This window comes from Nostoc sp., from assembly GCF_036917195.1.
GTDB lineage: Bacteria > Cyanobacteriota > Cyanobacteriia > Cyanobacteriales > Nostocaceae > Nostoc.
This window is the reverse complement of the sequence record NZ_JBALDG010000022.1, coordinates 59,761-78,576: the sequence shown is the minus strand read 5'-3', so window position 1 is coordinate 78,576 and position 18,816 is coordinate 59,761. Positions and strand designations below refer to the sequence as shown.

19 protein-coding genes are annotated in these 18,816 nt (G+C 41.0%); 15 read left to right on the top strand and 4 right to left on the bottom strand.

From position 1 onward, the window contains the following. Positions 1 to 24: 24 nt before the first annotated feature. A complete protein-coding gene (locus V7K40_RS07880) occupies positions 25 to 459 on the bottom strand; it encodes a hypothetical protein (RefSeq protein WP_334958320.1) in 435 nt (144 codons plus the stop codon). Positions 460 to 841: 382 nt separating this feature from the next. Between V7K40_RS07880 and V7K40_RS07875 the strand changes: the two genes are divergently transcribed. The 13 genes from V7K40_RS07875 (at position 842) to V7K40_RS07815 (ending at position 11,897) form a co-directional block, all read left to right on the top strand. Then, positions 842 to 1,186 (top strand): hypothetical protein, encoded by a 345-nt coding sequence (locus tag V7K40_RS07875; protein WP_334958318.1) that lies wholly within the window; start codon positions 842 to 844, stop codon positions 1,184 to 1,186. A gap of 187 nt (positions 1,187 to 1,373) precedes the next feature. Then, the gene (locus V7K40_RS07870) at positions 1,374 to 3,533 is read left to right on the top strand and encodes a pentapeptide repeat-containing protein (RefSeq protein WP_334958315.1); all 2,160 of its coding nucleotides are present in this window, start codon (positions 1,374 to 1,376) and stop codon (positions 3,531 to 3,533) included. 137 nt (positions 3,534 to 3,670) lie between these two features. Then, a complete protein-coding gene (locus V7K40_RS07865; protein WP_334722779.1) occupies positions 3,671 to 4,162 on the top strand; it encodes a hypothetical protein in 492 nt (163 codons plus the stop codon). Positions 4,163 to 4,306: 144 nt separating this feature from the next. Next, positions 4,307 to 4,513, top strand: a complete 207-nt coding sequence (locus V7K40_RS07860; protein ID WP_273769525.1) for a hypothetical protein — start codon at positions 4,307 to 4,309, stop codon at positions 4,511 to 4,513. Between the two features lie 203 nt (positions 4,514 to 4,716). Further along, complete coding sequence (locus tag V7K40_RS07855) at positions 4,717 to 5,973, top strand: GNAT family N-acetyltransferase (protein WP_334958312.1); 1,257 nt, start codon at positions 4,717 to 4,719, stop codon at positions 5,971 to 5,973. 1 nt (position 5,974) lies between these two features. Next, a complete protein-coding gene (gene ruvX / locus V7K40_RS07850; RefSeq protein WP_334958310.1) occupies positions 5,975 to 6,451 on the top strand; it encodes a Holliday junction resolvase RuvX in 477 nt (158 codons plus the stop codon). Positions 6,452 to 6,594: 143 nt separating this feature from the next. Continuing rightward, a complete protein-coding gene (locus tag V7K40_RS07845) occupies positions 6,595 to 7,167 on the top strand; it encodes a DUF3727 domain-containing protein (protein WP_334958308.1) in 573 nt (190 codons plus the stop codon). Between the two features lie 260 nt (positions 7,168 to 7,427). Beyond that, positions 7,428 to 8,054, top strand: coding sequence for a hypothetical protein (locus tag V7K40_RS07840; protein ID WP_334958305.1), 627 nt, complete (start codon positions 7,428 to 7,430; stop codon positions 8,052 to 8,054). 53 nt (positions 8,055 to 8,107) lie between these two features. After that, positions 8,108 to 8,647 carry a YqeG family HAD IIIA-type phosphatase gene (locus V7K40_RS07835; RefSeq protein WP_334958303.1) on the top strand — a complete coding sequence of 180 codons (540 nt, stop codon included), beginning with the start codon at positions 8,108 to 8,110 and terminating at the stop codon, positions 8,645 to 8,647. 367 nt (positions 8,648 to 9,014) lie between these two features. Next, positions 9,015 to 10,124, top strand: coding sequence for a glutamate 5-kinase (gene proB / locus V7K40_RS07830; protein ID WP_334958301.1), 1,110 nt, complete (start codon positions 9,015 to 9,017; stop codon positions 10,122 to 10,124). Positions 10,125 to 10,176: 52 nt separating this feature from the next. After that, positions 10,177 to 10,764, top strand: coding sequence for a Uma2 family endonuclease (locus V7K40_RS07825; RefSeq protein WP_334958299.1), 588 nt, complete (start codon positions 10,177 to 10,179; stop codon positions 10,762 to 10,764). A 170-nt stretch (positions 10,765 to 10,934) separates the two neighbouring features. After that, positions 10,935 to 11,369 (top strand): hypothetical protein, encoded by a 435-nt coding sequence (locus tag V7K40_RS07820; RefSeq protein ID WP_334958297.1) that lies wholly within the window; start codon positions 10,935 to 10,937, stop codon positions 11,367 to 11,369. Positions 11,370 to 11,387: 18 nt separating this feature from the next. Further along, complete coding sequence (locus V7K40_RS07815; protein WP_334958295.1) at positions 11,388 to 11,897, top strand: hypothetical protein; 510 nt, start codon at positions 11,388 to 11,390, stop codon at positions 11,895 to 11,897. Positions 11,898 to 12,219: 322 nt separating this feature from the next. Here the strand turns inward: V7K40_RS07815 and V7K40_RS07810 are convergent, their stop codons facing one another. After that, complete coding sequence (locus V7K40_RS07810) at positions 12,220 to 13,215, bottom strand: ROK family protein (protein ID WP_334958293.1); 996 nt, start codon at positions 13,213 to 13,215, stop codon at positions 12,220 to 12,222. Between the two features lie 114 nt (positions 13,216 to 13,329). Between V7K40_RS07810 and V7K40_RS07805 the strand changes: the two genes are divergently transcribed. After that, positions 13,330 to 13,551 (top strand): hypothetical protein, encoded by a 222-nt coding sequence (locus V7K40_RS07805; RefSeq protein WP_334958291.1) that lies wholly within the window; start codon positions 13,330 to 13,332, stop codon positions 13,549 to 13,551. Positions 13,552 to 13,569: 18 nt separating this feature from the next. Here V7K40_RS07805 and V7K40_RS07800 read toward each other — a convergent pair whose 3' ends face one another. Then, complete coding sequence (locus tag V7K40_RS07800; protein ID WP_334958486.1) at positions 13,570 to 14,322, bottom strand: Mut7-C RNAse domain-containing protein; 753 nt, start codon at positions 14,320 to 14,322, stop codon at positions 13,570 to 13,572. 1,107 nt (positions 14,323 to 15,429) lie between these two features. Here V7K40_RS07800 and V7K40_RS07795 point away from each other — a divergent pair. Further along, entirely contained in the window at positions 15,430 to 16,407 is a 978-nt protein-coding gene (locus V7K40_RS07795) for a sucrase ferredoxin (protein ID WP_334958288.1), read from the top strand. Between the two features lie 223 nt (positions 16,408 to 16,630). Here V7K40_RS07795 and V7K40_RS07790 read toward each other — a convergent pair whose 3' ends face one another. After that, the gene (locus V7K40_RS07790) at positions 16,631 to 18,226 is read right to left on the bottom strand and encodes a helix-turn-helix domain-containing protein (protein WP_334958484.1); all 1,596 of its coding nucleotides are present in this window, start codon (positions 18,224 to 18,226) and stop codon (positions 16,631 to 16,633) included. Positions 18,227 to 18,816: the final 590 nt, after the last annotated feature.

Genomic DNA, 18,816 nt, shown 5'->3' with positions numbered 1-18,816 from the left:
GTTGCTCACTGGTCAAATGACTATTTATTTTGTTTGTTGCGAGATCGAGAGGGTGTAGCTATACTGTTGCTTGGATAATTCGCCCACATACAGCGAGTATTTTCCTGCCTGCCAGTAACCCGAAACTTCTGACTTGCCTCCAGAGTAGCTATCTGCCATTACACAAAAGCGCCCCCCAGGCCCGTTGAGCAACAGCGTTGGCTTGCCTTGACTCTCTACTGTTAATCGCAAATAAGGTAGTGACTCTGTAACCTGGATCACTTGACTAGGTTCAGTAGTAATATTGCCACAATTACTTTTGACTGTTCCCCCAGACTTTCCCTTCAAAATCAGTGGATCTGATTGGAGATTTCGATTAATTTGGATTGTTGGTGTCTGTGCCAAATTAGCTTCAGTGAAAACTAAACTCATCGCCAAAGCTGTGGGAACAATATTTGTAAGTAGCCTAAGCGTTTTCATTTTAATTAATGCTCCAGATTTTTTCTAGAGCAATGTTATATAGTCTGATTTAATAGACGACAGCAATCCGTCTTGGTTCCAAAAGCTGTCGTATAAAGCAATACCATTCATTTAAGGATTGTTTGTGAAGATTGATGGGTGTAGAGACCATCAATCGTGCAAATTATCTATGTTCCGTGGCGCTTTTGCACCAAAAGATTTCACCGGACATTTCGCACTTCAATCCGTAACACGTTAATCTTCCATAAATCATCATAATTTTTACCCGTCAGAAAGGCATTGCACACACAGACATTAGCTAAAATCACTAAGACAAGCACCAAAAATAGAATTTGATTGGTTTGCTGTCGAATAAGTGATTTAGCTGAGGTAGAAAAAATTGATGAATCCTCAAAGAGAAGAAGACTTGCAGCGTCGCCTCGATAAGCTAGAGGCAGAGATTAATTCTTCGCCTAAAGTGGTTCCCCAACCACAAGAACAAAAACAGATACGTCAGTCTGTTTTTGCCAACTTGAACTTGCAACTGGAGCGATTTCAGATTTGGTTCAACAGCTTATCTGGGGCGAAAAAGCTGGTAGTTTCGGGTGTGACGGTGCTAGTAGGTTTGGCGATGCTGCAAGCAGTGTTTAAACTAGTTGCATCTGTAATTAGTCTGGCATTTTTGGCAATGTTAGTGTATGTTGGATACAAATTTTTTGCGTCTAGTAGCTTTCAAGGTAAGCAATAATTGATGTTGATATGCATTTACTTTGCACTCTGGCTAGAGTTATGAGAGTCAGGAGCCAGAATACAAAAGGCTTCTGACTTATGACTCCTAAATTCTATTTCAATATGCTTTTGTTTTTGCTGATTAGCTTAGTCTATTTTAATTGTGCCGATCGCGGCGTAGAAATAATGTCAAAGGGAATTATGCGATGACGACACCAATTGTCAACAGAAGTAATCAATCTGGTCAGTCAAAAAAACCGGAAAGAGCCAATTCGCTGTTACTAGCAAGTAGGCGTTTTGCTGCTTGGGCGGCTGAAATCACACTAGTAGTTACCAGTGGGTTGATTCCCTTCGGCATTGGTGTCTATGCCAATTCTAGAAGCGATTTTAATCGAGTGCCACTTAACCCCATACTGGTAGTCACCGAAAGAGCGATCGCTAGACCCCTGGCTCTGCCTATGAGCTATGGCATCCGTAACGTAGCATGGCCGACTAATATTTTGTGGACAATCGCCCTGTTAGCGCCTGTAACTCTCTCGTGGTGGCAATTGTATTTACTGGCTAAGACTGGTAGCACAATTCCTAAACGTTGGTTAAAAGTACGGGTTGTCAACGAGCAAGGCAAGCCACCCGGATTGGGGGCAGTTGTAATTAGAGAAGGAGTTGGGCGTTGGACTGTACCCATTTCTATCGCCTATCTGCTGTGGCGCTACAGCTTTGCTTTTCCTAATTTAGGATTATTCACATTTTTGTCTTTGTTAATGATTGTGGGTGAAGGGATCGGCTTACCATCGCGCCGGGGGCGTCGCGCACTACATGATCAACTTGCAGGCACTTATACAATAGATGCGGCTCGCCCCTTGCCATCCTCACTCTTAGCTAACAACAGACAAGCTCAGTCTGCTGGCAGTAATGATCAAGCAGAAGAATGGCAGGAGGGAAATGAAGAATTAGCAGTAGCCCAAACCAACCAGTCACCTAATCTATGGCGGCAGATACAGCAAAATCCTAATCTGACTTTGTTTGGGGTAGGGCTTACAAGCATGACTGCTGTGTTGGCAACTTTAATCGGCACTCAAGTCTATATCCAAATTCAACAATCCCAGCGAGCAACTAAGCAAATCAACAGCCAACAGTTCCTCGAACTCGTCAAACAATTAAGTCCCAACTCTGGGGCGACTAACGAGCAACGCCAAAGTGCAATTCTGGCTATGGGTGGTCTTAATGACCCACAGTCCATTAAATTTCTGGCGGATCTCTTAGTTAGCGAAACCAACCCCAGCCTGCTGGATACGATTCAACAAGCTTTGACAACTGTCGGGCCCAAAGCCATCCCAGAACTAAAAAATAAGAATCTGTTTTTGGTGGGGAAACTGGAGTCTGTGGGTAGTACTGCAAGCCAAGAGCGGGAATTGCGGCAAGGGCGGCTACAAAGAAACCAGCGGACGATCAATAAGATTCTCTCTGTTTACAGCGGTAAAATCGAGGGCGTTGACCTTAGTAGCACCCAATTAGGTCAAAGCGGTACTCCGGGAAGTTCCTTCTTCAACTTGGTATTAGACAATGTTGATTTATCAGGAGTTAAGTTAAAATCTGCAAATCTTAACCAAGCCAGTTTGAAGGGTAGCCGCTTCCGGAGTGCGGGTGAGGATGGACGCTGGGATACCTACGACGATGTGATGGCTGATTTAAGCCAAGCTCAGTTGCAGCAAGCCAATCTTACTGATGCTAACCTCAGTCGCGTCTTGATGAACCGGATCGATTTGAGCCGCGCCACTCTCAACAGAGCCAACTTATCCAACGCGCGTCTATTTGACGCTAAACTCAACAGCACCCAACTAGTAGGAGCCGATCTGCGAAACGCAGTTTTGGAAAAAGCCAGCTTGACTGGAGCAGATTTAGGCGACGCTAAATTGAACGAAGCCAATCTGTACGCTGCGCGTTTAGGTCGCGTTACTGCCATTGGAACACAATTATCCTTTGCCAACTTAACTAACACTGATTGGCAAGGGGCAGATTTATCAGGAGCCTATTTAGATCGTGCTAATCTCAGTAATGCTAACCTGAGCGCCACACGTCTGGCTGGTGCTGTTTTACGCTCTGCCCAGATGGAAAACGTCAACTTGCAAAATGCCGATCTGAGTCTTGCAGATTTACGAGGGGCAAATGTGGCAGGAGCAGATTTTAAGGGGGCAATTCTCGCCCCTAGCAAACAAGATCCAGCAGATCAATTTGTCCAAACTCCAGATTTAGGCTCAGTATCTGCCGTAGTCCAAGGCGTTGATTTTTCTCAAGCCAAAAATTTAGATGCTAAGCAATTAGCGTACATTTGTACTCAAGGAGGTATTCATCCCCGTTGCCCGTAGAATGGAGGGGGGCAGGGGAGCAGAGGGGCAGCACTTCGGCTACGCTCAGTGACCGGGGAGCAGGGGAGGATGAGGGAGAAGAAGAGTTATTCCCAATGCCCAATGCCCAATAACAAAATGGTGTGAGGAGTTCGGTTATGAAGTATATTCCATATTTGGTTTCAGTTTTAGGGGCTGGCTTGGTCTTGAGTCTGGCGAGTACTAAACCAGCACAAGCTCAGGTAGCCTATGGCAGTTATATCGGTATAGGCCCCAGTATTGGTTTTACTGATGGTATCCAATTCGGGGGGGTTATAGCGGGACGCTACAAGCTTTTGGAAGCGCCAATTTCACTCCGTGCCCAAGTGTTAATTGGTAATAATACGGCAGTTGTACCAACGGTTTCTTACGATTTCCCCCTTAACTGGCAGGCTGATGCCTACCTGGGTGCTGGATTAGTATTGGCTGGTGGTGGTGGTTCTTCTCCTGTGGGGGACAAAATTAGCTTTGCTTTACAACCGGGCATTGATTATATGATCCCAAATAGCAATACTGTCCTTTTTGGCAACGCCATCATTGCTTTTGATGCCTACCGTGACAGCGGTGGTACAGCGATCGCCGTACAAGGTGGTGTTGGTTTGAGATTTTAATGGGCAGATGAAAACCCTAGAGCGATCGCTATCCCTAAAAAGCGTTAAACTTCATTGCAAATTCAGAAGTTAGCCCAAACAACGTGATAATTTTTGGTGATGAAGAGAGACAGCACAGGATTAACACAGGAGAATACAGTGGCAATGGAATCAAATTTATTAACGGATGCGGGCGCAGATGAAGTGAATCAAGATTTCAGTGAATATGTCGCCAACCTGCAACTTCATATGACTCTGCAAGCTCGCAATCTTGTTCCAACCCTGAAGCAAACACTGGTAGATAGTCGCCAGCAATTACTCCATCAAACCCAAGCCCACTTTGAAAAGCTAGTTTCTCGACAAGGGCTGTAAATACATACAAATTTTAATCAAAATTCAAATAAAATAAAGGCAGATGTTGTTGGGTCAATGCCAATGGTGTTCTCACAAGGTCTGCTTTTTCTGATTTTTTTAAGTATTGAGTTACTAAAATCACCCTTTTGGCGCAATAGTAAGGGGCAGAAACTAGTTAATATTATTGCAGCAGTTCCTTTGAAGAGCAGTTAGTAGGCTGAATGGCGGCTCGAATTAAAATGACTTCATTACTTCCCCGAAACCTCAGCGTTATTATCCGACCAGTCCAATACCGGGATCTGGACGGGATTGAGCGCATAACTCAAGAGTCATTCGCAGCCCATACTCCCCAAAAAGGAGGTTTTGCTATAAGCCAGATGCAAAGGCTGCGTCGCTGGTATGGATTACTCAAATTTTTGAGTTGGTTTCCTAACCCGCTACAGTATCGCCTCTGTGCCTATGTAGCAGAGCAAGGGCGGATGCTTGTAGGAATGATTCAAGTGTCACCGTTTAACCGGACACACAGCACTTGGCGCATTGATCAAGTCTTGTTGGAGCGTGGTGTCGATAAACAAGGAATTGGTTCGCAACTTTTGCGTCATTGCTTTGAATCGATTTTGGAAGCTCGCACTTGGCTACTGGAAGTTAACATCAACGATATTGAGGCGCTAGCACTATATCGACAAAATGGATTCCAGCGTCTGGCAGAAATGACGTACTGGGAAATTAGGCCAGAATTATTGGTTGAATTGGCACAAGCAGAGCCAGATTTGCCCAATCTCTTGCCAGTGAGTAATGCTGATGCCCAGTTGCTGTATCAGCTTGATACGGCATCTATGCCACCTCTGGTACGTCAGGTTTTTGACCGCAATACCCGCGATTTTAAAACCAGTTTGTTTGGTGCTTTAACTGATGCAGTCAAGCAATGGCTGACCAAAATAGAAGTAGTAAGTGGTTACGTATTTGAACCCCAACGCAAAGCTGCGATCGGCTATTTTCAGGTGCAACTTGACCGTAAGGGTGAAGTTCCCCACGTGGCAACGCTGACGGTTCATCCTGCTTACACCTGGCTGTATCCAGAGTTACTATCTCAACTGGCTCGGATTGCTCAAGATTTTCCCCAGCAAGGGTTACAATTAGCTTCTTCAGACTATCAGGCAGAGCGAGAAGAGTATTTGGAACGAATTGGAGCAAAACGCATAGAACACACATTAGTTATGTCTCGCTCTGTGTGGCACAAGCTACGGGAGTCTAAATTTGTCTCCTTAGAAGGAATTCAGTGGACTGATATGCTGCAAGGTTTACAACCGACCCGTAAACCGATACCAGGCGGGATGTCATGGATACAACCAGGAAAGCTGCCATCGTCAGAGAAACCACTGCCAAGCAAGTCAGAAACGATTAACTTTTCGGTAAAAAACCCTAGCATGGAAGCATCGCCGATTCCTGAATCAGTAGATGCACAGCAGGAGAATTAGTGTGATATCCCAAGAGCAACCAAAACCGTTTATTTCAGCGTTGGGACTAGATTTCGGTCGCAAGCGGATTGGAGTAGCAGGGTGCGATCGCACGGGTTTAATTGCCACGGGGATCACCACAATTGATCGTACATCTTTTGAGCAAGATGTTGAGAAAATCCGACAAATAGTTAATGAACGTGAGGTGCAAATCCTAGTTATGGGCTTACCTTATTCAATGGATGGCTCAATAGGATTTCAGGCACGTCAAGTTCAGAAATTTACTACAAGACTTGCTAAAGCACTAAAACTGCCTGTGGAATATGTGGATGAGCGATTAACTTCATTTCAAGCAGAGCAACTGCTGATAGCTGAGAACCGCTCCCCATCACGCCATAAAGGTTTGATTGACCGCAAGGCAGCCGCTTTGATTTTACAACAATGGCTAGATGTTAAGCGTGCTAGTTCCCGCAGTACAGTGGCGGCTATTGAGTATTGATACCTTTTAACATGATATTCTGAAAACGATTAGCCAGCAGTTGTATCTACGTATAAAGCTATTTGATTGACATATTATATGTCATTAAATAGTTAAGCGATTTCCAAACTTGCTGGTATTTATTAAATTTCTACATTTCGGCTATGTTTTCCTCTCCATTCCCTGAAGAAAATGATAACGCTCATGCGGGTTCCATCACTTTAACCGATGACAAAGGGCGATCGCTCGAATGTTACATAGAGCATTCCCTGGAGGTAGATGGACAAGAATACGTTTTGCTTCTTCCTGTAGACTCACCTGTAGAAATTTTTTCTTGGGAAGGTGACGGTGAGGAAGAAGAAGCGGTTCTGGTAGAAGATGACACCACCATTGATCAAATTTTTGCTAATGCCCAAGCTGTACTATCTGAGCAGAACCTGATACTGAAGAACACAGCCTACGCTTTGACAGTTGCAGGTGATTTACCGCCAGTTGAAGAATCAGAACTCTTCACCTTAGAAATCGAAGACGAAGATGCAGATTTAGAGCCAGAGCAATTACAGCTACTCGCTAGCTTCTATGATGAAGATCAGGAGTATGCAATTTATACACCCCTTGATCCACTGTTGTTTTTTGCACGGATAGCAAAAACAGGTGAACCTGAATTACTTTCTCCAGAGGAGTTTCGCCAAGTGCAACCTTTGTTAGAGGAACATCTTTTTAATGAAGTGGAATAAGATAAAAATTCAAAATGTTACATTTTCATTTTGAATTTTTTACTTGAGAATTTTCATTGTGCTCAAAATCTACTTAAACCTTTTGTTATGTCTCATTAAATGTGGAAGTAATGAAACATTGACACTAAATTGGGATAGTTTGTATTATTTAAGATTTTGAAAAAGCATTTTGGTAAGGATTTTCAATCTAAAATTCAAGTTGCGCTGGAAGCGCACCTTTGGTGCGACCCAAAATCCAAAATTGGTATGAGGTGCTGAAAATGGCTTATAGCGACTTTACATTAAGTAAATTTAAAAAGTCATTTAGCATCTGTATTGATGAAGAAACTGATTTATCTGCCGACATAGAACCTTTACAACGAAGCGAGAAACTCACAAATTCCTTAGAAGAAACTACAGAACTCGCTTTAGCGATTAATACTGAAAAAGCGCGTTCAGAAATGAGTATCACTCCGATATTGTTGGAGCTAAGACGCAAGGCTAATTATCCAATTAGTTTATTTTCAGGAACAGATTTTTATGTAGATGTAGAAAAAGGTCTGAATGGCTATTGTGACTTTATCATTAGTCGTTCTCAAGAGCAACTAACAATTAATGTGCTTGTGGTAATTATTATTGAAGCAAAAAATGAAAATATTAAAGGTGGATTAGGTGAATGTGCGGCTGGAATGTTGGCAGCACAATTGTTTAATCAACAAGAAGGAAATGAAATCAGAAAAATTTATGGTGCGGTAACAACAGGGGATATTTGGAAGTTTTTAAAGTTAGAAGAAAACGATATATTTATTGATTTGAGTAATTATTACATTAAAGAGATAGATAAGATTTTAGGGATTTTATCTCAAAGTGTTCAGGGAGATATTCCAGGATGGAGTTCGATTAACTAAACTATATTGGGTTATGCTCATTTGTCTGAGCTATCTACATTTGACTGTTGACTATGATCTGGAACAATCTTTTACAGCCTGACTTGATTTTAGAGGGTTCAGTGTTGAACCTAACACCAGATATTATCCAAAAATACGGTCTGAAGGGGCTGGTATTGGATGTAGATGAAACCTTAGTACCCTTTAAAGTAGGGGTGGCTTCGCCAGAACTACAACGCTGGGTAGAGCAAATTCGTGCCTGTACTGCATTGTGCTTGGTGAGTAACAACCTCAGTGAAGCGCGAATTGGTGGAATTGCGCGATCGCTCAACCTACCTTACTACTTAGGTGCAGCCAAGCCTTCCCGACGCAAAATTAGGTCAGCACTTAGGGCAATGGATCTACCAGTGCATCAAGTGGGGATGGTAGGCGATCGCTTATTTACCGATGTTTTAGCAGGTAATCGCTTGGGGATGTTTACCATTCTAGTGGAACCGATTGTTCATGCCGATGCGGCTCTCCGCTCTCATCCCGTCCGCAACTTTGAAGTTTGGATATCTGAAATTCTGGGAGCCTCTATTACTCCCAAGAAAACCAAGATTCACAAAAGTTGAGAAATCGTCAGGAAAGTAAATCTAAAGAAATGATTAAGGAATCTTACTGGAACCAAAAAATCGGGGATCATAAGTATTAATAACATGGGGTCAGCCAAAAAAGACTCTAAATCATACTAAGTAAATATACACTCGTAAAGCGTCAGCCTTCACTATAGAAGGATTGGCGCTTTACAATTTTGGATTTTAGATTGAATCTAAAATAGACTTCTCTGTAGGTGGATTTAAAGCCTAAAAGGCTGTTTCCATAGGCTTTAGTTTGTTCGCGTAGCGTGTGACTTAGGGTAAGTCTAAAAAAACTTATGCAAGATGTCTAATCTAAAATCTAAAATCTAAAATCTGAAATCTGAAATCTGAAATTGTAAAGATGTCACTAACAATTGTTGTCAAAATCGGCACTTCTAGCCTAACTCAACCAGAAACAGGACAATTAGCACTTTCTACCATCGCCACCTTAGCAGAGACACTTTGTCATTTAAGACGACAGGGACATCAAGTAATTTTGGTTTCTTCTGGTGCTGTGGGGGTGGGATGTGCGCGGTTGGGCTTAACCGAACGTCCCAAGGCGATCGCTCTAAAACAGGCTGTAGCAGCAGTTGGACAAGGCAGGTTAATCCGGGTATACGATGATTTATTTACTACTTTACAACAGCCAATTGCTCAAGTATTACTGACTCGTACTGACTTGGTACAGCGCAGCCGCTATCTCAATGTATACAATACTTTTAAGGAATTACTGGGACTGGGAGTGATTCCTATAGTCAATGAAAATGATACCGTAGCAATAGAGGAACTAAAATTTGGCGACAATGACACCCTTTCGGCATTGGTTGCCAGCCTAGTAAAAGCAGATTGGCTATTTTTGCTCACCGATGTCGATAGGCTGTACTCAGCCGATCCGCGTTCCGTGCCAGATGCTCAACCGATCGCTTTAGTTAGTAGCATTAAAGAATTGGCTCAATTACAGATACAAACAAGTTCCCAAGGTTCTCAGTGGGGTACTGGCGGTATGGTGACAAAAATTTCGGCTGCAAGGATTGCCATTGCTGCTGGAGTGCGGACTGTAATTACCCAAGGGCGATTTCCCCGAAATATAGAAAAAATTATCCAAGGTGAACTTATTGGGACGCATTTTGAACCGCAACCTGAACCAACTTCTGCGCGTAAACGTTGGATAGCTTACGGTCTTGTACCTGCGGGTAAATTGTATTTAGATGAAGGTGCGATCGCGGCGATTTCTCTAGCGGGAAAATCGTTATTAGCAGCTGGAATTAAGGCAGTAGAAGGAAAGTTTGACGCACAAGACGCCGTGCAATTGTGTGACACTAACGGTAACGAAATTGGTAGAGGACTTGTGAATTACAACAGCAATGAACTGCAAAAGATTTGTGGACATCATTCACGGGAAATTTCGACAATTTTAGGTTATGCCGGTGTAGAAACTGTGATTCACCGGGATAATTTGGTTTTGACTTAAGATGTAAATAAGATAAATTTCGTGACTACTAACTGGGAGAGGAAAAAATATTATGACTCAAACGTTAGAAAATGCTATTAACTTACCAGAAGAACAACGCTTCTTCCGACATGGGTTAAGTTGGGAACAGTTCAAAGCGATTCAAGCCAGCTTTGAAAATGTAGCAGGGGTACGATTGTTTTATTGTGATGGAATCTTAGAAATTGTGAGTATTGGTAAGCCTCATGAGGCGATTAAGTGTTTAATTGCTGCACTGCTGATTACTTATTTTGAAGTCAAGGGTATTGAATTTTTCCCCAGTGGGAGTTTTAGCCAGATTATTTCCAAGATAGTAGAATATCAAGCTGACTTATCTTATTGCTTTGGAACGGACAAACCTATACCAGACTTGTGCATTGAAGTAGTGATTACTAGCGGTAGTCCCATAAAGTTACAGAAGTACAAATTAATGCAAGTCCCAGAAGTTTGGTTTTGGGAAGATGGCACATTTGAGGTTTATCGGTTACGAAAACAAGAATATGAGAAAGTTGTTAAAAGTGAGTTACTAGCAGAATTAGATTTATCCTTGCTCAATCGTTGTCTTTTGTTATCCTCTCCCTTAGAAGCAATTAGAGAATTTCGCCAGGGTATTCAGCAGTAATAGTCAGGTAAAACGATTAGTGATTTTTCAATTTCACAACATTCTTAACTAGTTTTTCACAGACGAGCTTGTTTCGTGAAGACTCCATAAACTGTTCTGACCGTGCGGTAATATAAGTATGTTTAGAATTTAATTTTGCTAATCAATACACATCCGCATCTGCCAACTATATGGATCTGAGTAATATACCGAAACCTATTTGGTACGCTCTTACTGGATTTCTCTTGTTGACTATAGGCTATGGGGCCGCAACTCACGTTCCAGGGCTGAATGGCTCAAATAAAGAAAGCGCTGAAAATAAACCTTCTACAGTATTAGACTCAAGCAGTGTAAAAGTTAGCGTTTTTGATGAAGCGACTCAAGTTCCTATAGTTGGAGCAAAAGTAATAATGGAATCTGAAGGTGGGTCTGATACAGATACAACTGATAATTTAGGCGCTTTCCGAGTTCAAATACCAACTACAGACTACGTTAAAGTTCGCATATATAAAAATTATTGTGAGCCTTATAAGCAAGACTTAAATTTGAAAAGTAACCCTGATAGACCTAAACCTATTTTCTTGAAATGCTCAGTGCCTCAAAAGAAATTTACGCCTAATAGTTAACTTTTTCAGCATCCTTAAATGTTATCACTGCGCCAGCATTTTCAGCGGATTAAAGAAATAGTTGACTGGAGTTGGACACTAGCCATATTATGTATGGTCGGTTATATAACTCTGGGACAACTCGCTCAATTATACTGGGCTATGGTGGTGTTTGGAGGATTAGCCGGTAGCTTTGGTCTATTTTATGAATTTTCTTGTGAAAAACTAGCAGATATAAATGCTATTGAGGATACATACAAACTTCAAAAGGTAATTGCGACCTCAGCTTTGGCTCAAGATTTACTTGGGAAATTCGCTCACAGAAACCCTAAGATTAAAAATCAGTTTCCTGCTTTTGATCAACTAAGATATCAAGTCAGCAAGGTCAGAGCTACCTCTGCCGCTAAATTCAAACAACGGGTTAATCAACAAACTAAGACACCTTTTCAAAGCTCAACTCAGCCGCAGTCTCAAAAACCAGTAAAACCAACTCCCCCATACGCGCCGCCGAAAAGGGAAGCACAACCTCCTATAAAAAAGGCAACTTAACCACCCTATCAAAAACCAGCACAACCAACTTCCTCATACGCGCCGCCGAAAAGGGAAGCACAACCTCCTATAAAAAAGGCAACTCAGCGAAAGATTACTCTAGAAGAGTATGGGAGAATTTTAAATCAAAGCGATTATGAATATGTCAAAGCTCATCCGAGAAACGGTCATTGGGTCAGGGGATATTACAGACGGAAACGAAAAAGGTAATTCGTTGCTCCAAATTGCTTACTATGTGTCTTATTTACAAAAGCTTGATCTAATAGCTTTTAATTAAAGAATCTAATAATTAACTTAAAAAACACAGAAAAGCGATCGCCTTTCAAGCCATCCCCGTTTCTGCTAAAGCCACAGCCCCCCACAAAGGCGCATCATCACCTAGTACCGCCGGCACAATTTCAAAATTAACTTCTGGCAAAGCTGTCTCCCGCGCCACTTGACGCATCACCTGCCAGAAATCCTCCCCCGCCTTGGTTACACCGCCTCCCAACACAAAGCGCTGTGGATTCATCAAATTCGCTACATTACCAATACCCACACCTAGCGCCCAAGCAGCCTTGTGCAAAACTTCCCTAGCCAAATCATCCCCAGCCGCCGCAGCTTCACTTACCAATTGCCCTGTCAATAACGTTAAATTATCCCCCACCAAACCCCTCAAAACTTCTCCATCTCTGAGTCCTTTGCGCCTCTGCGGTACCCTCCGGGAAACCGCTGGTGCGTCTACGTTCTCCAAAATTTCCCTAGCATTTTGCGCCATATAAGGCCCAGAAGCCAAACGTTCCACACATCCCCGCTTCCCACATAAACAAACTGGCCCAGTAGGATCTACAACCATGTGTCCAATTTCACCAGCCATCCCACCAGCACCCCGCCAAGGTTTACCGTTGAATATCCAACCACCACCCACGCCAGTGCTGACAGTGATGTAAAACAAACTATCGTATCCCTGTCCCGCACCAAAACGATGTTCTCCCAAAGCAGCAACGTTAGCATCGTTGTCTACACCAACAGGAACACCAAACTCATCCTCCAACAACCCTTTGAGGGGAATGTTTTCCCATCCAGCGACATGATGAGATAGTCGCACCGTCCCCGTGGAAGCGTCAACTGGCCCACCAAAGCTGACACCGATCGCAGCAGGTTTTGTGTCTTGCAGCAAAGAGTAAATGAGCGATCGCATAATTTCCAAGTCAGTACTAGCATTTGCATTCGCTGGCGAGAGACGACGTTCATAACGCAACCACTTTCTAGAACCGATATTTACCAATGCTGCCGCCAGCTTAGTTCCGCCAAAATCGAGAGCTAAAATTAATGTCATAGTTTTTTATACCTCTTTTGAATTATTACAATAGGTGGTTTCTTTCTCAAGAAAGATGTTTGCAAGCAAAATAAATTCAACACTAAAGAAAACAGCATAATAATTTAGCAACTTATGACTCCCAATCAACCCAATCCACTTATAGATTTCTCTCACGCCAAAGAACCTCCTCGCTCTCTTGATATAGATAAAGCTCAAGAGGCAAATATCATTGAACCAGACGAAGTTAGTGGACAGAGTAAGCAAAACCCCACTCCTGATGATTTGAATCGCCAAGATGAAGATCCAAGAATCGGCGGTAGTCAAATAATTAGTGGCAATATTTCAGCTGGATAAATAATTATCATCACTAAATTACTCACCACTTTGTGAGTTAACTACTCCATCAATAAACTGTTGTAATCGTTTATAATGCGAACCTTTCCAATAAATGCGATCGCAGTCTTGACAACGCTGGAATTGATCAATCTGCGATCGGACATTTTCTGGCACTTGGTTAATGATCGATTGCTTATCTACAGATTCTAATAACCCATTGCAACGTAAACACCGTTTAAATGGTGAGATTAATTTAAACAAGTCAAAGCGTTGCAGTACTTCTAAGATTTGTTGTTCAGGGTTAGTGTTTCTAACGTAATACCCATGCGTTACTAAACTACGCATCAATAGACCTTTATCACGAGTCAAGAGAATCCGCCCTTGGCTGGAGGATATTTGGGCTAATTTTTCATCCTCATAGTCATTGCGGTATAAAGTATCAAAGCCTAAAAGTCGTAGAGATGTCGCTAGTTTACCTAAATGAATATCTAAAACAAAATGGATAATACTGAGCGGTTTTGGTAGAACCGAAACGCTTGGTATAATAACATCCCTAGCTGAAATTGGATAAACATTAATCGTATCTCCATCCGAAACTATGTAAGAAAAATTTACATATTCACCATTAACATTTATAAAATCAACTTCTGGATGAGGGACACCCAAAGACTCAATCATGTCCTTAATTGAGGCTTTCTCCTCAAAAAAATGGGAGATTCTCACTTGCTTGTGATGCCGTGGTAAAAAATGATTCAATTCTGCATGAAAATAGAAATATGCGATCGCCATAGCCACAGATATTTGGATTAGTAGGGTAGCACAGGTGTGTACCCCTACTGGCAACAATTTGTCACAATTGCTAAACTTTATCTATTGTATTGAAAGAATCAATGCTTACTCAAGTGAGCTATCTCCAGGATAAAATCCCTGTTAACCTTGATTTAACCAACCTTCTAGAGGTGACAAAGTATAAAGAAATTATAAAGATTTTCAAATACTTGCATTTATTATTGAGTTCAGTTACAGTCAAAGCAGATGGATATAATCAAACCCTGACATGAGCTTCAGGAAGTTAGATTAGGTAAAAGGGTAAATAACAGGTTTGTTAATGTTGATGTCAGTGACGCTGCTAATAATTAGTCACTAGTTTTGAACATTAACTTATCGGGCATGAAGTACGGGGTACTAAAGCATTTACCCCTAACTTAATAGTTTTTATTTTTTCTCAGGCAATTGATAATTATTAGCAATATGAATATATGGATAAATGCATTAAAAGCAGATAGTAGGGAAAAAGTTTTAAAGCAGTATTGGACTACCGAAGCATCGTGTTTTTGTCATGTGTTATCGCATCTATCTTTAGGAATATATTTTTTAGAAGAACAATATAAAATTATATCTTTATGTGTAAAAAGAGTTAGTGTAACTAGCTATGTAGATAATTTCAGCAAAACTTCAGATAACTATATTGCTATAGGAATATTTTTGATTGTAATATCAGCTACATCGATATTATAAGCGAGTTTATTGCCTATTACTCTCCAAGCAATTGCACAAAATTGAACATATTTGATTTTGGGAAAGAAACTAAGATCAGAAAAGCCGAGTTTCAACAAGTGAAAATTTATAAAATACCAAATAGCAATAAAACTACATACAAAATTAACACCGCTCATACGGAAAAATCTATCTTGACGCTGTTTATCTCTATTATGGATAATTTATTAACCGGAAAAACCTTGATCAATAATGATGTTATTAAGTGGCTACCTAGTTTGAAATGGGAAATGAATATTGTTCTTTTTTATCTTCTTTAGCCAAGGGTATTGTAGCTAAGAACACAATTGTATTTTGTAATACCTTTTGTCCATAAAATATGCTAATGAGTACAGCGAGATGAATACTTTTTTTTGTTCTGACGATTCACAGCAAGCGGGAGAAGATGTTATTGGTAGCGCCACCAATTATCAAACTTATATTTTAGTTGAATGTCCTTTACCTTGGACATCAGAAGCCTTTAATTCCAAATGGGTGCCTGAGAATTTGAGGATTTTGGTAAAGGAAGTGAAGCGTGCTAAACTACCGATTAGATTCCTCTTAATTGCTAATGATGTATCACACAAAGTAAACCACACTACGCTTTTGATTTATCAAAAAGAAGAGGGGCTAAGTAATGGATACCATAAGCAAGATTTTAAGCTAGCAAATATTGAGCAAGTAGCAGCAGTTGTTCAAAAATGGTTATGGGGTATCAGTTCTAATTCTGAGGTAGAGACCAGTGCAACTAAAGATATTTTAGTGTGTACCCACGGTAGCCATGATAAGTGCTGTGCCAGATATGGCGCACCCTTTTATTTCAATGTTACAGGGAGTAATGCTGATTTGTGCTTAGACAATGTGCGAGTTTGGAAATCATCGCACTTTGGTGGACATCGGTTTGCACCAACAATCATAGACTTGCCAGAAGGAAGATACTATGGTCGTATCGAGCAAGATTCATTTAGATCAATTTTGACTCGGACTGGCGATATTCAATGCTTAAATAAAGTCTATCGAGGCTGGGGAATTCTGCCTGCTGCACTTCAGATTTTGGAAAGAGAACTAATCCTTTGCAATGGATGGGATTGGTTTAACTACAAAGTTGCAGGCAAAATTTTGGAGCAAAGTTTAGACAATAATACTATTTTGGGTGAGCTAAGTTTTGAACAACCTTCTGGTTCTCTCTACACTTATCAGGCTAAACTTGTAAAAGATGAAACTAAGACTCAACAACTGAAAAGTTCATGCAATGCTACACAAGAGTTGGTCGTCACTAAATATGCTGTAGCTAGTCTTTGGCTTAGTTCTAGTAAGGTGATGAGTTATAGTGCATAAAAAGCTAGGGGTATGCATCTACCTAATTTGTAATTTGTAATTCGTAATGACGCTCTCTATGAGACGCTGCGTGTAGCTTACTTCCCCGTAGGGGTAGGCAGACTCGCTAACGTAATTAAGAAAGTCAGTCAGATTTCATCTGGGTTTCCAGGCTTGTATCTGTAGTCTGATTTTGGAAAATTAGTATAACTCCTCACTTAAAACCCAAATTCCAAATCCAAAATCAAGATTGAGCCATATTTAGCACTTTTCGTAATAGTACTTGGTCTTCTAATTTGGCTTTTAAACGACCATTTTCGATATCTCGAATCCAGCTTTGGCTTTTACCTGTAAGCTTTGCCAACTCCCTCTGGGAGAGATTGAGACTTTTTCGCGCCTGCAAAATCTGTTCACCCAGCAAATCGCTTGTAGTTTTGGGCTTCCTTTTGACTTTAGCAGTTCTTGTTTTCTTTTTTTCTGATTCTGAGATTTGCTGTTCCCACTCTGGTGGGAGTTCAAAAGCCAAAATCCGCGCATTCATTAGCAGATTCCACTTCCCACGGGGACCTGTGTCTGTGAGGCGAGTCTCAGCACCACCGTCATTAGTCCAAAATTCTAATGCTTCATCTGGATCTTCAGGAAGATCAACTAACTTTGCCCACAAAGGTTGAATTTCTGGTGGGTAAGTTACTGGGTCGAAAAGTGGTTTCATTCCATAATGATTGAGAATTTCCAAATCGCTTTCAAAAGTTCGCAGTAGACGTTTGCGTTCTTCCCGTTGTCTGGATGCAAGGGCGACTTTTTCTTCACCGTAAGCAATACGCAACAAGGTAGGAATAGTAATGCGTTGTTCTTTGCCCATTTTGGTTTTAAACAGCAACCACAGCATTAGTCGGACTGCACCTTCATGTTGCTGCCAAATGCTCATGACTGTGGTTAGCAGCGTTTTGGGGAGAGTACCGTATTGATAGAATGCAGTTCGCTCTTTACATGCTTGTTTGTTTAAGAAATATTGTGCCCATACGCCTGCTCTGATTTTAAAAGTTAGCCCAACAAGATATTTGCATCCAAGATTGTCTTCTTGAAAGTGGTGCTGAATGTCCACCAAGTGCCATAAGCGGCTGCCTGTAACAGAGAATCCGTTAATTCGACCTTGTTGAGGCCAATCAATCGAGATAATTAGTGAGCAAGCTTGCTGAACGATATTTTTCATTAAAGCCAGCTTGGCAGCTTTGCTCAAGTCTTTGCGTTTCTCCATCCCCAAATATTTCTCAATTTGTCGCTCGTCGATCGCAAATTCTTGCTCCCAAGGTTGCTCTAAGGCTGTGGCATAAGCTGCAAAAATCAGATGTATGCAAGCGGCTCTAATGTCAAGTCCCTCAATTGCTGCTAAATCTGTGGCCTTGTCGCTAACTTTAAATGGATCTTGGATGTGAAAGGCGATCGCACCTCGGCCTTGGTTAACTTGTCGCCCATAAGATAGGTAGCCTTCTTCATCAGTTTCCCAATGTAGCGATGTGCGTTGCGCCAATACATTACAAGCTTCCCAAATAGCGATCGCCGAAGCAAATGGGTTATTCTTGCCGTTAGAAAACAAGTCTAAGCTGGTAGCATCTCTAGGTTCAACTTTGCATCTCCCCTTTTTCGCCTGCCAGGGAATTGGAGAATTAGTTGGACAAGCTATCACACATTGGGGTTCTGAATAATAGCCCTCACAATTATTACAAAGACCAGGATCAACCCAGTATTCATTGTTCTCTATTTTGATTGCACCCGTAGGACATTGGGGGCGGCAGTTGTCACATCCAACGCAACTGTTGTTAGGAATTGTATAAGGCATATGGCTCTTTTCCCACTCTAATCGTTGAGATGTCTGGCTCAGGTTTCCCCTAGATGAGTCCTGTTTATTCATGACTCGCTACCACATTATTTTTCTGGCGAGAATAATATTTTCTCACCACACTCACTCCCCACATCCATATTTTTACTTTGTATCCAATTAAAAGCTATTTAAGGATTGAAAACTTAGCCTAATAAAACTTCTTTATTAACTATACATTTCATAAAAGAAATGATGAATTTGTTCGTCCTGAGCTTAGAAAAAAAACTTAACATTTATTTAATTACGTACTTAATGAACATTTTATTTTTGACTAAAAACTGTTTATAGAAAATATTTAAGTCTATTTTAATTAGATTTTCTCTGACTTATTAATAATTTTAATATTTAATAACTGATAATATTCTGCCATAAAAATTACAGTTAATTTATAAATTGATTTTGTTCATTTATGGCAAAAAGGAATATTTGTTTTGTCAGCATTTATCTAAATATTTAAATCAAACTAAATTGATGATTATTGTTGCTTTATAAAATACATATTGCATATATGAAATTGTAACTAATGAACATATGCATTTGTATACAAG